The 16,176-nt window shown below is 41.0% G+C and carries 13 protein-coding genes; 6 read left to right on the top strand and 7 right to left on the bottom strand.

Going from position 1 to position 16,176, the window contains the following annotated elements; genetic code table 11:
- The first annotated feature begins 498 nt into the window (after window positions 1-498).
- Window positions 499-1,719: an FIST signal transduction protein gene (locus G4P69_RS22705; RefSeq protein ID WP_208341392.1), complete on the top strand. Its 1,221-nt coding sequence runs from the start codon at window positions 499-501 to the stop codon at window positions 1,717-1,719.
- 4 nt (window positions 1,720-1,723) lie between these two features.
- Here G4P69_RS22705 and G4P69_RS22710 read toward each other — a convergent pair whose 3' ends face one another.
- Together G4P69_RS22710 and G4P69_RS22715 are read right to left on the bottom strand one after the other, a co-directional pair.
- The gene (locus G4P69_RS22710; RefSeq protein WP_208341391.1) at window positions 1,724-2,836 is read right to left on the bottom strand and encodes a metallophosphoesterase family protein; all 1,113 of its coding nucleotides are present in this window, start codon (window positions 2,834-2,836) and stop codon (window positions 1,724-1,726) included.
- A gap of 170 nt (window positions 2,837-3,006) precedes the next feature.
- The gene (locus G4P69_RS22715; RefSeq protein ID WP_208341390.1) at window positions 3,007-3,252 is read right to left on the bottom strand and encodes a hypothetical protein; all 246 of its coding nucleotides are present in this window, start codon (window positions 3,250-3,252) and stop codon (window positions 3,007-3,009) included.
- A gap of 249 nt (window positions 3,253-3,501) precedes the next feature.
- Here G4P69_RS22715 and G4P69_RS22720 point away from each other — a divergent pair, with 249 nt between their 5' ends.
- The 4 genes from G4P69_RS22720 (at window position 3,502) to G4P69_RS22735 (ending at window position 7,332) form a co-directional block, all read left to right on the top strand.
- Window positions 3,502-4,680, top strand: a complete 1,179-nt coding sequence (locus G4P69_RS22720) for a pyridoxal phosphate-dependent aminotransferase (RefSeq protein WP_208351322.1) — start codon at window positions 3,502-3,504, stop codon at window positions 4,678-4,680.
- Between the two features lie 22 nt (window positions 4,681-4,702).
- The gene (locus G4P69_RS22725) at window positions 4,703-5,320 is read left to right on the top strand and encodes a Uma2 family endonuclease (protein ID WP_208341388.1); all 618 of its coding nucleotides are present in this window, start codon (window positions 4,703-4,705) and stop codon (window positions 5,318-5,320) included.
- Window positions 5,321-5,405: 85 nt separating this feature from the next.
- The gene (locus tag G4P69_RS22730) at window positions 5,406-5,849 is read left to right on the top strand and encodes a secondary thiamine-phosphate synthase enzyme YjbQ (protein WP_208341387.1); all 444 of its coding nucleotides are present in this window, start codon (window positions 5,406-5,408) and stop codon (window positions 5,847-5,849) included.
- A 304-nt stretch (window positions 5,850-6,153) separates the two neighbouring features.
- Complete coding sequence (locus G4P69_RS22735; RefSeq protein WP_208341386.1) at window positions 6,154-7,332, top strand: family 10 glycosylhydrolase; 1,179 nt, start codon at window positions 6,154-6,156, stop codon at window positions 7,330-7,332.
- Window positions 7,333-7,338: 6 nt separating this feature from the next.
- Here the strand turns inward: G4P69_RS22735 and G4P69_RS22740 are convergent, their stop codons facing one another.
- From G4P69_RS22740 to G4P69_RS22750, 3 genes are all read right to left on the bottom strand, one after another.
- Window positions 7,339-8,079, bottom strand: coding sequence for a hypothetical protein (locus G4P69_RS22740; protein WP_310834150.1), 741 nt, complete (start codon window positions 8,077-8,079; stop codon window positions 7,339-7,341).
- A gap of 292 nt (window positions 8,080-8,371) precedes the next feature.
- The gene (gene cax / locus G4P69_RS22745) at window positions 8,372-9,448 is read right to left on the bottom strand and encodes a calcium/proton exchanger (RefSeq protein WP_208341385.1); all 1,077 of its coding nucleotides are present in this window, start codon (window positions 9,446-9,448) and stop codon (window positions 8,372-8,374) included.
- 80 nt (window positions 9,449-9,528) lie between these two features.
- Window positions 9,529-9,789, bottom strand: a complete 261-nt coding sequence (locus tag G4P69_RS22750; RefSeq protein ID WP_208341384.1) for a DUF7219 family protein — start codon at window positions 9,787-9,789, stop codon at window positions 9,529-9,531.
- 218 nt (window positions 9,790-10,007) lie between these two features.
- Here G4P69_RS22750 and G4P69_RS22755 point away from each other — a divergent pair, with 218 nt between their 5' ends.
- On the top strand, window positions 10,008-10,847 hold the full coding sequence (locus tag G4P69_RS22755; protein ID WP_208341383.1) for an alpha/beta fold hydrolase: 840 nt from the start codon (window positions 10,008-10,010) through the stop codon (window positions 10,845-10,847).
- A gap of 272 nt (window positions 10,848-11,119) precedes the next feature.
- Here the strand turns inward: G4P69_RS22755 and G4P69_RS22760 are convergent, their stop codons facing one another.
- Together G4P69_RS22760 and G4P69_RS22765 are read right to left on the bottom strand one after the other, a co-directional pair.
- Window positions 11,120-11,728: a hypothetical protein gene (locus G4P69_RS22760; RefSeq protein WP_208341382.1), complete on the bottom strand. Its 609-nt coding sequence runs from the start codon at window positions 11,726-11,728 to the stop codon at window positions 11,120-11,122.
- Window positions 11,729-11,959: 231 nt separating this feature from the next.
- A complete protein-coding gene (locus tag G4P69_RS22765; protein WP_208341381.1) occupies window positions 11,960-16,165 on the bottom strand; it encodes a chemotaxis protein CheB in 4,206 nt (1,401 codons plus the stop codon).
- Window positions 16,166-16,176: the final 11 nt, after the last annotated feature.

The following is a 16,176-nucleotide window of genomic DNA, read 5'->3' on the forward strand; positions in this document are numbered from 1 at the left end:
CGTATTTAAGAGCGCTGCGCGTCTCGAAATACATCTTTATTTGCAAGTGGGCTTTAAACCCACAAAGTCACGTTTTTTTTCTTTCCCTGTTCCCTGTTAAGAGTTCCCCGTTCCCTTTTTTTTGTAACTTACTCCAATGTGTTCGGCGTACTGTGATAATTTCATATTCTCAATTTAGCCATATTTGTCTATTTATGGGAATACTTGTCTATATTCTTTATAAAAATTTACAATACTTAACCCCAATGCCCCATGCCCCATGCCCCATGCCCCATTGCCCTATCCCCGATGTGTCATGCTATAATAGCCAAATATCAAAATCGGGGATAAGTACACAGATTTTCGGATCTAGACAATCGGCCTTAAGAGTTTTCTCAAGGCAATGCGGAATACCGCCTTCACCCTTAAGTGCATCTGGAGATGATGTTATATTCAGACTGTCAGAAGATATCTTTGATGTCATAAGTTGTCTGAATTAAAAGTATCAGTCTAAAACTCATGGCAGACCAAATGGAGTGGGCAAACGCCCTGACTAACCGTCCTTCCTTAGAAGCAGCTGTTACAGATGCCGTCAAACAAGCTACGTCATTGTTAGCAGGACCAGCAGATCTAGGGCTAGTATTTATTTCCTCGGCTTTTACAAGCGAGTACTCTCGCCTTTTGCCGTTACTTAACGAGCAGCTTTCAGTACCTGTATTAATAGGCTGTAGTGGCGGTGGCGTTATCGGTACAAGTCAGTGGGGAGACACTCAAGAACTGGAAGCAGAACCAGCTCTTGGTCTGACTTTGGCACGTCTGCCCGAGGTAAATGTTACACCGTTTCATGTGGTCGCAGAAGAACTACCAGACTTGGATAGTTCGCCAGATTCTTGGATTAATTTGCTCGGTGTACCACCATCACCCACACCTAAATTCGTTTTGCTGTCTGGTACTTTATCTTCTGGGATCACTGATTTGTTACAAGGACTGGATTTTGCTTATCCTGGATCGGTGACAGTGGGAGGACAAGCGATCGCTGGTAGTATGGGTGGTCGCGCCGCCTTATTCTACAACCAGAACTTGTATCGAGAGGGAACTATTGGTGTGGCTTTAAGTGGCAATATTGTTTTAGAAACAATAGTGGCACAAGGATGTCGACCAATTGGCAAGCCGCGTCAAGTGACAAAGGGCGATCGCAATATTATCTTGGAACTGGACGACGAGGTACCATTAATTGTCTTAAGAGATTTGATCGCGAGCCTTAGCGAAAAAGAACGGATGCTTGCACAAAACTCTTTGTCTGTCGGTTTGGCGATGGATGAATTTAAGCAAGATTTACACCAAGGAGACTTTTTAATTCGTAGCATATTAGGTGTAGATCCATCTGCAGGCGCAATTGCTATTACTGACTACGTACGTCCTGGACAACGCCTACAATTCCACTTACGTGATGCTCAAGCCTCTGTTGATGATTTGGAATTGATGTTGCAAAGGTATAAAAAACAACAGGTATCTGGCTCGTCTGCCTTTGGCGCGTTGATGTTTTCCTGTGTAGGGCGAGGTGAAGGGCTGTACGGAAAACCGAATGTCGATTCTCAGCTATTTAGACGCTACCTGGATAATATACCCTTGACAGGTTTATTCTGTAATGGGGAAATTGGTCCTGTAGGTGGTAGCACTTTTCTACACAATTACACCTCTGTATTTGGAATTTGCCGCTCCCTTTCAGGGCAGGATTAAAACTTCATTGAAGTAGTAACGTTGTGTTATTATCTATCAGAGAAGGAGTGCCACAAGGAGCGATCGCTCCATATTGTTCAAAATAGCAACGCACTTCTTGGGGAAAATCGGTAAACTTGGTAAAATCGAAGAGCGTATCCCCATCAGCAATGTTTGCCCACAGATCCTCTAGACAGGGAGCGATTTTTTGAGCGTCTTCAAAAGATAGGTTTAACGGCGGTACAGTCAGCATCTTAACTAAAAAAGGAAAGCTGTGATCCCGCGTCCATTGGCGTGAGGTTTTCTGTAGGTTAGGAAAATTGGGTACTGAGTCTACTCTATAAGACAAAATTTCCAACCATTCTCTACCGTGATGATCTTGACGGAACTCTAGTAGACGATAAGGATGTGGATAACTCACTAAAGAACCTGTCGTTATATCGTATACTCCTTGAGAGTAAGCAACATCCTGAATATGCAAGTGTCCTGAAAAAATAAGCTTCACTCCATATCGTCTTAACACCTGCAATAGCTCTGTTGCATTTTCCAACATATAACGCTTGGCTAACGGGTGGCGCGATTGATTAGGCAAATGTTCGATAATGTTGTGGTGCACCATCACCAATACCAATTCATCACCAGATGCTGCTAGCACTTGTTCTAGCCACCTGATTTGTTCAGAATCTACACGCCCTACCTGCTGTCCTTGGTCATTAAAACAGTTAGAATTTAAACCAATCAGCCTGACTCCAGGTAGTAACTCACAAGTGTAGTAAAGTTTATCTGGATTTTCATAACCAAATTTACGATAGTGGTATGGGAAATCCAGGAACCCAATTGATTGTTGATCCGCCCTTAAAACAGGGACATCATGATTACCAGGAACAACATAAACAGGGAAAGGTAGTTTCGATAGACGTTCTTGTAACCAAGCGTGATTCTCTGGTTCACCGTGCTGGGTTAAGTCTCCTGGAAGCAATAGAAAATCTAAATCAAGTTGCGTTAATGTTTCTAGTACACTTTCAAACGCTGGAATACTAACTTCCACAAGATGATAACGATTGGGATGGTTCCAAATTGTGTGTGGAAGCGCAATGTGTAAGTCGCTAGCTATAGCAAAACGAAAGTTGAGAGCCATTTTTCAAAGTTCAGTCCATCCCACTAGTGTTACAGATATCTTTGACGTGGTGTTTACTACCCACCTTGCTATTTTATCAGTTTTTGACTGTAACTGACTATGTGCAAACAAATTGATCCCATAGATAAGATCAATGAATTTATAGGCTTCCACTATTATTTTAATTTTTATTAAGTGTAGCTTGTTCTACGATCAATCGATTCTTTTGCATTTTTATAGAATTCTTCAAAAGTCTGAAAAGATTCTTCCGATATTTTTTGTTCAGTCAATTTTGTAACGATTTTATGGAAAATCTCATTTATTTTATCTACAAATAAGTCTTGAATTGTTCTTTGATATCTCAAAACTTGAGACACTAAGATAACATGATTTTCTGAGTTTTTTCTTTCCTGCTTTACTTCTTTAGCTAGAGTCAAAACAATTCAAAATTCAAAATGTTAAACCCATGTCTAAAGCTAGGGGCTTGTATTCTTAATTTATTAATTCAAAATTATTTCTTCAATGAGCGAATTTTGCACTTTGAATTTTGAATTCAAAAAATGGTCAGTTTTCTTTCTCGTTGTAGAGCTTCTCTCGAGGTGTTATGCTTATGCCTGCAAAGGAAGCCAATCTGAATATTACAGAATAACTTCTCCACAGAACAACTCATTAGAAGTGGCGATCGCATGAATTCTTTCATTTCTCGTATGCAGGCGGTGCAGTCACCGATCATACCGGTTGTAGGCGAATTAATAAAAAACCATCCTGGAACCATTTCTCTAGGACAAGGTGTTGTCTCTTACCCTCCACCACCTGAAGCAATAGAGATTTTACCCAAGTTTCTTGCTGAACCAGCAAATAACCTGTACAAACCTGTAGAGGGAATTCCTCCTTTATTAGTGGCGCTGACTGAAAAATTGCAGATTTTTAACGGGATAGCAATCAATAATGAAACCTGTATCGTCGTAACAGCAGGCAGTAATATGGCTTTTATGAATGCCATTCTTGCTATCACCTCACCAGGAGATGAAATTATTCTCAATACGCCCTACTATTTCAACCATGAAATGGCGATTACAATGGCGGGTTGTTTTCCTGTACTGGTAAGAACAGATGAAAATTACCAGCTAGATCCAGAGGCGATCGCATCCGCCATTACCCCAAAAACAAGGGCTCTTGTGACGATTTCCCCCAATAATCCCACAGGAGTTGTTTATTCAGAGGAGATATTACGAAAAGTTAATAAAATTTGTCGCGATCATGGTATCTACCACATCAGCGATGAAGCCTATGAATACTTTACCTATAACGGGGTTAAGCACGTTTCTCCTGGTTCATTTCCTGACAGTCATCAGCATACTATCTCCCTGTTTAGCCTTTCCAAAGCTTATGGTTTTGCTAGCTGGCGGATCGGTTATATGGTGATTCCCAAACACCTGCTTGTTGCTGTAAAAAAAGTTCAAGATACAATTTTGATTTGTCCGCCTGTGGTTTCACAGTATGCAGCTTTAGGAGCATTGCAGGCAAAAGAAGATTATTTAAAAACAAATATTAGTGCGATCGCGCAAGTCCGTCCCTGTGTACTAAATTCTCTGAACCGCCTGCAAGGGTTATGTACCATCACACCCGTCGATGGCGCTTTTTATTTTTTCCTCAAAGTTCATACTAATATAGATGCCTTTGAGTTAGTCACTAAACTCATTCAAGAGCATCAAGTTGCAGTGATTCCAGGTACAACCTTTGGTATGAATGATGGATGTTATCTACGTGTTGCCTATGGTGCACTGCAACAACAGACAGCAACAGAAGGTATTGAGCGATTGGTGAGGGGGTTACAATCGATATTACTTGACGCTGATCAATAACTGGAATCAGGGAGAATCAACTATGGTTACAACAGCACCCCTTGCAGAAACTAGGGTTGCACTTCAAGTCAGTTGGCAGACATTTAAAATCATGTTGGCTGAGACAGGAAGTGAGCGTAACTCTCGACTTGCCTATGATAATGGAATAGTAGAAATCATAAGTCCGTTAATGCCACATGAAAACTCTAATCGTTTGATTGAAGGTTTTGTGCTTGTGCTGTGTGAGGAGTTTGGTTTAGAAGTTAAAAGTGCTGGTTCTTTGACTCTCACACGGGATGATTTAGAACGGGGTGCAGAACCAGACAGTAGTTACTACATCCAGAACGAATTGTTAGTGCGAAACAAAGAAAATATTGATTTAGCGTTCGATCCACCGCCCGATCTTGTGATAGAGGTTGAGTATTCAAGATCTAAAATAGACAAGCTAAGCCTTTATGCAACAATGGGAGTTCCAGAATTCTGGCGGTTTAACGGTAATGTAATAGGGGTATATAAACTTTCAGGTGGAAAATACTCAGAAGTTGAAACTAGCCCTACCTTTACGCCAGTACCAATCAGAGAGATTCCTCGTTTTATCAATGAAAGCAAGAAGATTGGGCAAATAAATGCACTGGCCAAAATCAAAGAGATTGAGCAATAATTATATCCAAGGCTATCTTAGCCCCCTAGCAGTCATTCTGCTAAGCTAAGAAGCTGCACTGCACATGCATAAAATCTAAAAATACATGCCAATTATTAATAAATTTATTGAAATACAAACAAGCGAAAGTATTAATATATATAATATTACACCACAGATTCAAGATTTAATTGATTCTACTGCAATCAAAAACGGTCAAGTTTTAGTATTTTCTCGACATACAACAACAGCATTAGCTATTAACGAAAATGAAGAAAGATTGTTAGAAGATGTGAAAGTATTTTTGCGGAAATTAGCACCAGAATCAGCCAGCTATTTGCATAACGACCTGCATTTAAGAATTGTACCTCCAGATGAACCGATGAATGCTCACTCTCACTTAATGGCAATGATACTAAGTACAAGTGAGGTTATTCCTATCGTCGAGGGAAAGCTAGGTTTAGGAACTTATCAATCTGTGTTATTTTTTGAATTAGATGGACCACGAAAAAGGACTGTATCTTGCCAAATCTCCGGAGATTATTCGTGAAGGTATGGAATCCTCCCCTTACTGCCGTCTATTGGAAACCTATTTTAAGAGGATTTCAGGAATTGGCAATTAGAGGCTTGTAGAAATATATTATAAACAGTATTCAGAATACAGGAGTCAGGAGTCAGGAGTCAGGAGGAGCCAGTGCTCGACGCTTAGTTTCCCGGCATAAAGCATCTGGCGTTCAGAATAAGCCACCCACATTATCAGTTATCAGTGAGCAGTTATCAGTTATCACTCGAACACTGATAACTGAATTCTGAATCCTGAATTCTGAATTCTGAATTCTAACCAACTATTACCTATGTCACGTCAAAAGAAAAAGTCAACCGGATGGGGATGTGCAAATATTCCGATATCTGTAATAATACTTATCCTCGGAGGCGGTTATTGGTGGTTCACCCACAAAGTGAATATAGACACTAGTCAGCTTTTCTCTAAGATTCCAAAAATAGCCACTCCCGTTGTTAATTCTACTCCAGCTAAATTTTCAATTCCCACTTCATCTCCCTCTGTAAATCTCCCTTCCAAAAATGAGCAAGCTTCAGCCAAAACAATAACGCCTCGAAAAATACCAATAGCTCCAACTGCTTGGGAGAAAAAAGCAATTAGAGGAATTTATTTAAGTCGTTACCAAATCACAAATAATGCAGATGAACAAACGATCCGTGAAAGAGTTCGTTACTATCACTCTCAAGGAATTAATACAATTATTCACGGGGTTTGGGGTAATGGTTGTACAATGTATAATAGCCAAGTTATGCAGCAAACTCTAGGATATAAAAGTTGTCCAAACGAGTTTCAAGATCAATGGTTAGATTGGTTAATTGACGAGGCTCATAAACAGGGTATGCAAGTCCACGCTTATTTTGAGAAAGGTATTAAAATAGATAAAAATAGTCCGATTTATGATTTAGCAGTTTCTCGCCAGTGGATTGTTCCTGGAGTTGATAAAACCTATGCCGGAATCGATCATTATGTTCTTGATGTAGAGGTTCCAGAGGTTGCTAATTTATTTAGAAATGTCTTAGTAGAGTTTGTTCAGAAGTATCCTAAGATTGATGCAGTTCAATGGGATGATTATCTAGGTTACTACGCTGAATTACCAGGAAAAGTCGATCGCACGGCTAAATTAACTACTTTTATACAGCAAATGATAACGGCGATGAAACAAGCTAACCCTTCAGTTAGTTTTGATATTTGTCATCATAACCCTTATTGGGCTAAACGATATTTTGCAGCCGATTGGCAAAAATGGAAAGTTGATCGAGTTTTCATTCAAGATTATAATGATGCTAATTTCAAAGAAGAATTAAATTACGCTAAAAATTATGCTGGAATTGCCATTACCGATAAGCAATTGAATCGGTTAAAAGAATTAGTAGATAATCGCGAAATCAAGGGTATTCTAGTTTTTCCTCTCTCTGGACAACCAGAAGAAACAGCCTCTAGTATAAAAAGCTTGGTGCAGAACAAAAATTAAGATTTGCTAAGCATCAGTTTTGTCCATAGCCATCAGTTCTGCAACTTCTTGCAAAAGTAGATTTTGTTCTCTTTGAATTGCATCTAGCTTTTGAGTAATTTCTGCTATTCGTTGCTGCTTATCTTGAATAACTGGTGGAGAGTTTGTGGCTTGTAAAGCTACAATATTGTCTGCTTTTTTCTTAAAAAGAAATTTTTTAATTGCTAATCCGCCGATGGTTGTAAACGAAAAAAAGATAAATTTAATAAGATTTTGAATTATTCTTAAAGGAACTCGTAATATCGATAAACTTGCTAACTCTATTAGACGCCCAATGAGTTTAATAATGTTCCACAATATAGCTAAAGCGAAAATCAGTATTATAAAACTGATAATTGGGTGATTAACAGCCCAACCGAGAATTTTGACAATTTGAAAAATAGCAGGATGTTCTGTAAACCAATCATTTACAGAAGACGTAATTACTGTTTGAATAGCTGTTGAAGTATTGTTTTGAATTTGTCCTGCTGTTTGAAAAGTTTCTTCTACAGAAGTTTTTGCATTTCCTAGAGTCGTCGTAACTGTATTGATAGCCTGATCCGTTGCTTGAGATGCTGTTTCTTGTAAAGACTCTTTAACTTGCTGAACGGATTCAGCTAGAGAGTTAGCTTTGACGTTGACAAAATCTTGCGCCTGCTGAAAGCGCTGCAAAATTCCTTCAGGTAAATTCATACGTTGAAGTAGATAAGGAATTTCAAATTTTTGCACTACATAATATTGTAGGAAGGTTAGAATATAAAGCGCAACTAGTCTTTACATCAATTTTCTGTGAAGCTGCACATTATTTTTACCCCTCCTAACCTCTCCTTGGAAAGGGGAGGGAAAGAAGGCGGTGGGGATTCTTATGCGTCTTCATATAAAAATGGTATTACATCAATGTAACGAATTTTTGCTAAATCGACTCAGCACAGGATTGTATAAGTTTGTGATGAAATCTTTGGTTCGTAGTTGCACTTTAGTGCGAAGACAGCGCTACTACAAACAAAACGGAAAATTTGTACTAAGGGTGGAAGAAAAATGCTGTTGCTAAAACAGCGTAGGTGATAAGTAACAAAACTCCTTCTAACCAGTTGGAACTTCCATCGTTGCTAATTGAGTTGGTACTTACTACAGCCATTGTAACCGCGATGATTTCAAAAAAATTGAAAAGCAAATTCATTGGTTGACCTATTGACCAACCAACTAGAACTAGAATGGGGGCTACAAACAGTGCTATTTGTAAACTAGATCCTATAGCTACAGCAACAGCCAACTCCATCTTGTTCTTCATTGCGAAACTGACACAAGTTATAAACTCAACAATACCTCCAAAAATAGGAACGAGAATTACACCTGTAAACAGGCTAGTTAAACCTAGAGTAGAAATAGTTTTTTCTAGACTGTCAACAAGAATCTCGGATACAAATACAAGGACGACTGTACAAGTTAGCAGTACACCAATTTGTAGCCATAAATTAGTTGGTTCTGTATGTGTATGAGTAGTACTGTCCTCGGTATCCTCTTGCGGTAAATACAGGTGTTTATGAGTTCTCATTGAGAACACTAACATTAAAAAATAGAATGTAAGTAATAGTAATGATGCTGCGTAGGAAAAGTTATTAATAGTAGAGATTTCTAAGCCTTTGGAAGTTAATTGTATTGCAGTAGGTGTTATAAGAACAATGACTGCTAAGGTTAGAGAAGAAGCATTAAGACGAGCTACCGTTGACGGAAACCTTTGTTCACTAAAACGTAACCCACCTAGTAAAATAGCAAGCCCCAAGGCAAGGAGCAAGTTTGCAATTATTGAGCCTGTTAAGCTGGCTTTAACAACATCAACCAATCCAGCACGAAGGGCAACAATTGCGACAATCATTTCAGTAGCATTGCCGAATGTAGCGTTCAGTAGTCCTCCTAAAGCTGGACCAATCACACCTGCGATCGCTTCCGTAGAGTTAGCTATTAATGCAGCTAATGGAACAATTGCTAAACCGGACGTGATAAAAACGACTAAAGAATTTAAATGCAGCGATTGCGCGATCGCTGAAATTGGCACAAAAACCAGCATCGATAGCAGAACTACATTTTTCTTTGTCATGTTTTTTTACAAAGAGCTTCGTAATCGTAATCTTATCTGAATCACTCGATTACTGAATTCTTCTTTTAGTTATAGAAATGTTAAAGCTCATTTGTTACGTCTTCCTTAATCCCTAGTGCTTCGTAGCTGCTTCTTAACTGCTCCCACAAAGCCTCTAGTTGCTGGTAAGCTTCTTGGGGAGAAAATTTACCCCTAGTTTCTAGATTGGTGATATAGCCGACGCGTTGGGCAAATTCCTGAAGGTTTGCATTGAATACAAGGTTTTGTGGTTTGAACTGACCTTGATATTGATAGCGTTGGTATAGCAAATCGTTTTTATCTACCTTATTAAAAGTTGACATTATACACCTCTTTCTATCTCAAAACTTAGTTTTCTTATAGTTTCACTCTAACTAGCAAGTTCGATAGAATCAAACATACTTATTGATTATATGGATAAAATAAAATGATTGAATATTATAGTAAAATGTGTTATCAGCAGTATTGAGTTCGGCAAATTTAGTTTGATCGCCACGCGCCTTGATCACTGATAACTGTTTACTGTTCACTGATTTAAAAGATGGTACCTGTACGTAAAACCTTATCAAAGCCAGATATCCAACTTTCTTATTTGGAGTGGAACCAAGGACGAGAAGCATTACTACTGTTACATGGTTTAGCCGATCACGCTTTGGTTTGGTCTAGTTTGGGAGATTATTTGGCAGCCGATTACCACATAATTGCGCCAGATATGCGCGGTCATGGTGACACTAGCAAGCCTGACAAGGATTATACGTTTGAGAGTGCGATCGCCGACTTAGAAGCACTGATGGATCATTTGGGATGGTCAGCGACTCATGTTGTGGCTCACTCTTGGACAGGCAAATTAGCGGTGATTTGGGCTAGGCTGAATCCACAGCGCTTAAAAAGTATGGTTCTGGTAGATCCAATATTCATCTGGAAAATACCTAGCTTTTTTAAATTTACATTTCCAATGTTGTACCGTGTCTTGCCTTTTCTTCAAGGTATGGGGCCATTTGCTAGCTACGACGAGGCTGAACAAAAAGCGCGTCAGTTAAACCAATATCAGGGATGGAGCGATTTACAGCAGCAAGTATTTGCGGGAAGTATTGAACAAAAATCCGATGGTAGTTGGGGTAGTAAGTTTACCGTTTCAGCCCGTGATGGGATTTTCACAGAAGTTATGGAAGTTCCCGGATTTACAAATGTGATTGATACTCCCACCCTGTTTGTACAACCGCAAAAAGGAGTTAATCGCCAGGATTGGCAAATCAAACCCTACAAAACCTATCTCAAAAATTTACAAATATGCAAAGTCCCTGGCAATCATTGGGCATTTTTAACAGAGCCTGAAACATTTAACCAAACTGTAGAGGCTTTTTTGCGGAAGTTTGATTAAATTTTTGCGTTAACTCCTTCCCTCCCATATTAAAAGTTGCCTTGAAGCTGCAACAAAGCAATTGAGATACTTGGGTGTCTTGCCAACTGCGACCATTATTGAATCCCACGAACAGATGTCGTGGGATCCCTACACCCTGTGAAATTGTGTAAAAAGTTAAAGCTTCTATCCAAAGTCCCGTGTCTATTTGTGCATAGCTATTTTTGTTTTATTGTCGGCGTTAAGGGACGAATTGCCTAACTTAGAGATGACAAGTTTATTTTTCAGTAGCCTCACTCAGGGTGATCTACTACTGCATGAACTTGCGCAGTTCCGATTGGGAAGCCTGCCTTGAATGCAGAGATACTAAATGCACCGTTTAGAGCAGTAGCAGCATCTTCGGTCAAGGTCAACTCTACATTTCTCACCTGCAGGCGAGTACTACTATTTGAGATTGCATTAGCGGGTAGTCCCAGGTTGAACAGCGGAATGCGTCCTACCAAGTTACCATCACTAATCACAATGCCTGTTAGCACTAAATTGCCATTCAAATTAGTAATGACAAAATCAGTTAACGCTACATGGGTACTACCAGCTGTTAAGGTCAACCCCCCCTTGTGAAGGACTTCCAATTTGGTGCTACCCAAATCTACAGCGCCCCCAGAAATTGGGAAAGCTATCGCGCCATTACGAATTTTAGACCCAGTCACCAGACCAGATTGGACATTTAATGACGCCAGAGCATTGACGAAATCAGAACTGAGGGAGACAGAGGTCGAGCCACCTACTAGGTCTTCAGTGGGAGCGGAAAGAGCGGGAGATGCGAAGATAACCGATACTGCAATAGCAGCTACACCAGTAATAACCCGGATCTGCTGACGAAACACTGACAGAGCAAGCATTTGTGTGTCTCCTAAGTATTAGGTTGTACAGAATTTTTTCCATTAAGTATTTTAATATTTTTTTACAAAAGTCAACTTCTTTTTGAAGAATGTAATTTGCAAATTATTTTTCCCGCATACAATACTGGAGTTTAGTGGGTCATGAACTTTCAGTTCAGCACTAAGGATGAAGACCCTATCCCCAACAAGACTGTTCATAGAAAACGGCGAGGAAGCCTCAGCCACCCGCTTCTAACGACCAGCTAAATTTGCAATGACCCTTAAAAGTTGATCTAACTCAACAGGTTTAGGAATATGGATTTGAAAACCTGCGGCGATCGCCATTTGGCTATCTTGCTCTCGGATATAGGCGGTTAGTGCAGCGGCTCTAATGTTTCCCCCATCTTCAGGACTAAGCGCCCTAACTTGGCGAATTAGCTCGTAGCCGTCAACCTCTGGCATTCCAATATCAGAGATAAGCACATCATATTTATTAGGGTTTGCCGTTAATATTGAGAGAGCCTCACTAGCAGACGCACTCGTCGTCACTTCAATCCCATAGCTTTCGAGCATTGTTGTGAATAACTTAAGCATATCTGGTTCGTCGTCCACAAAAAGAACCCGCACACCTGCTAACGATGGAATATTACCGAGTGGCTCTTTTGGCTGGGCTGCGAAATCTGGTAAACTGGGAGGACTGATGAGCGAACTTTTTTCCAGTTCTGTTTGTACGGGGAGCCTGACGGTAAATGTTGCCCCTTGTTGTTCACCTAAACTGTGTGCATGAACTGTGCCGCCGTGGAGTTCTACCAGATGACGTACAATCGCCAGTCCTAGTCCTAACCCAGTGTTTAGTCGAGTGTAGCTACCATCCGCTTGGCGGAAGCGCTCAAACACATAGGGCAGAAAATCAGCCTTGATGCCCTGACCGGTGTCAGTAATTTCGATTTGAGCTATTGTATCAATATAGTCTAAGGAGATTGTAATTTTTCCTCCGGCTGGAGTAAATTTAATCGCATTAGAGAGCAAATTCCAGATCACCTGTTGTAGGCGGTCTGGATCACCTAACACCCTTTCGTTTAAAGCAGACAACCTACACTCAAGCTGAATGTTCTTCGCGTTTGCGGCTAAACGGACGATATCGATCGCACTTTCAATCACTGGAACAAGTTCAATATGATAGGCATTCAGCCGAAACTTGCCCGTGGTGATGCGCGAAATGTCTAAAATATCTTCGATGATTTTGTTTTGGGACTTGGCGCTGCGCTCAATGATTTCTAGAGCTTGCTCCGTTTTCGCTTGGTCAAAATTTTTCCAGCGAAGCAACTGCGCCCAGCCAATCATGGCATTGAGAGGGTTGCGCAATTCGTGAGAGACGGTGGATAAGAACTCATCCTTGGCTCGGTTCGCAAATTCAGCTTCCGTGCGGGCTGATTGTGCTTCAATCAGGAGTTGGTTGTGTTGTGCCTCTAACTGCTTTTGCTCGGTAATGTCTTCCATCGCCAACAAAATCATCTGGGTATCACCAATGGGAGGCATCTTGCGGGCATTTAGCAGCATGCTTTTCCGTCCAATCTGCTGAAAATCATGCTCGACCTCAAAATTTTCAAACTGGTCATTGCCGGAAAGAATGTCTTCTAGCAAAATACGCAATTCGGGAATATTCCACTGCCCATTGCCCAAATCAAACAACAGGTGTTGTTCAGTCTGGGTAGGCAAAACATGAAACATCTCGTAGAAAGAATGATTAGCGGTGACTACCCGCAGGTCTAGATTGAGGACTAGCAGGGGTTCGCGTACAGTTTCCACGATCATTTCAGCATAATTTCTCGCTTCGGTCAATTCCTCGGCACTGCGTTTAAGCTCGTTGATATCTACCAACACGACCACAGCACCGTCAATTTTATTATCGATTGTCCGATAGGGTCGAATCCGCAGGTCATACCAATGCCCTGTTTGATCTTGAATCTCCTGAACTTTTAAGTTCAGGGTACGTATCACCTCTAAAATCTGTTGCTCTAAGTCAGGTACATTCAACTTGTGGGTGATATCACTCAAAGATCTCCCCACATCTGTGGAAATCAAGTTGAAGATCCCTTCAACTGCTGGCGTAAACCGCCGAATCCGCAGGTCACTTCCCACCATTAAAATGGGGATATTAATACTGCCCAGGAGATTCTGCAAATCGTTGGTAATCTGAGTCGATTCTAGATTGCGTCGTTGCAGCTCATCATTAATAGTGTTTAATTCTTCATTGGTTGCCTGGATTTCTTCTTTGGCAGTTTCCAACTCCTCATTCATACTTTGCAACTCTTCGTTGCTTGACAAAATCTCCTCGTTGGCGGATCTCAAGTCTTGATTAGTGGCCTGCTGCTCGGAAATAATGGCTTGGAGATGTTCTTTTGTCGTGTTTAGTTCTTCCTGAAGTCGAGCAGTTTCATGATTGTCACCTTCATTGGTGACGTTGCTATTGTCCTGTGTTGCTGATAATACAGGGGTGACTGGAGTGGGAAAATCTTCAAACAGAATTAAAAAATAATTTCCTGGTATATTACTAGTTGAGAAGGGAGTGACATGAATGTTAAATGTCCGGATACAATTGCCCTCTATCAGTTTGACTCCTTCGCGTTTAATCGGCAAGTTCTGCTGTTTTGCCTGTTGGATTAGAATTCGTAGTTCATTGCGCAATCCAACTTTTGCCATTTTCAGTAGGTTAAAGCTTGCCCTCCCAGGAGCAGGTTCTAGGTAGGCACTGGTCTGTCCCCGAAATCGCAGAATTTCTAGGTCGGTGTCGATCACAATCCCAACTGGGGCATATTGATTCAAAACGATCTGATCTGCCTGAAGGCTGATTTCCTGGTCGTTCAATGTCCCCTCCTTTGTCTGTGCTTGTGGGTTGATGATCGGGGCGGGATAGCGACTCCTGCTAAAGTCAATGTTAAGCTCAGTTGTTACCAGTTTTTTGGCATAAAGTTTGTTCTTTTTGTCAACTATACTAAACAAATCTGCACAATCACCTACTGTTTCCGAAGTCCCTAACATCAGAAAGCCTTTGGGCTTCAGTCCATAGTGGAACATTGGCAGGAGCTTTTTCTGCAATTCGCTTCCTAGATAGATCAGTACATTCCTACAGGTAATTAAGTCCATCCGCGAAAACGGCGGATCACTAATTAGGTTTTGTCTAGCAAACACACACGTTTCGCGCACGGGTTTACTAATCTGGTATCCTCCCTCGACTTCGACAAAAAACCGATGCAAACGTTCGGGATCTACATTCGCTACTTCGCTTGCTGTATAAAAACCAGTGCGCGCTTGTGCGATCGCCCTCTCACTGATGTCTGTCGCGTAAACTTGAATCGGTATATGAGATAAGTGCTCTGCTAAAAACTCTAGCAAGCAGATAGTTATCGAGTAAGCCTCCTCGCCCGTTGAACAACCAGCAACCCAAATTCGGATCGGTGAGTTTGACGACTTATCTAATACAATTACAGGAAAGACTTTACTTTTTAAGGCTGTAAAACTTTCACTGTCGCGGAAAAAACTGGTGACATGAATCAAGCTATCTTCATATAACGCCATCACTTCTGTGGGGTTGTTGTGGAGATAACTGGCATAGTCAGTCAGCTTTTCAAACTTGTGCAACACCATTCGCCTTTGAATGCGCCGCTTTAAGGTTGTTTGCTTATAATTGGTAAAGTCAACTCCCGTGGCTGTCCACAGCAAAGTGAAGATTGTCCTTAGCGCCTCGGATCTGTCGAATTCATCCTTACTGGTAGCTGATTTTGTCATAGCTACATCAGTAATGTAGGGATGCCTGCTAATTTCCGCGATTTTCTCGGCAATTTTTCGGGGGGGCAAAACAAAATCGACCAGTCCCGTCGCCACGGCAGTGTTCGGCATACTATTAACTTTTGCTGTGTCCCCAGACTGGGCGAATGTCACCCCGCCCGCCGCTTTTACCGCTTCTAATCCTCTTGAACCATCGCCATCTCCCCCCGATAGAATCACGGCGATCGCTTTATTTCCTTGCTCTTGTGCCAGGGACAACAAAAAAGTATCGACCGACATAAACTGTCCGCCTCCTCTGTCACGAGGTGTGAGATTTAGCACCCCATTAGTGATAGCCATGCTGACATTTGGCGGTATCACATAGACATGATTGGGTGCCACTTTTATCCCTGAGTGGACTTCACTTACTGGCATCTCAGTGGACTTGGAAAGAATCTCACTTAACAAGCTTTCTTGATTTGGTGACATATGCTGGATCAGCACAAATGCCATCCCCGTATCTGTTGGCAAATGCTTCAATAATTCGATAAACGCTTCCAATCCTCCCGCAGATGCCCCAATTCCCACAATTGGAAATAATTTCTTTTCATTGTTTGCCTCCTTCCCCTCTGATCCTTCTTTGTCGGAGCCTTGGGAAGGTGATTTCTTAGAAGACTTTTTAGAGTGCATATCTTAAGTAT

This window comes from Aetokthonos hydrillicola CCALA 1050 (genome assembly GCF_017591665.1).
GTDB lineage: Bacteria > Cyanobacteriota > Cyanobacteriia > Cyanobacteriales > Nostocaceae > Aetokthonos > Aetokthonos hydrillicola.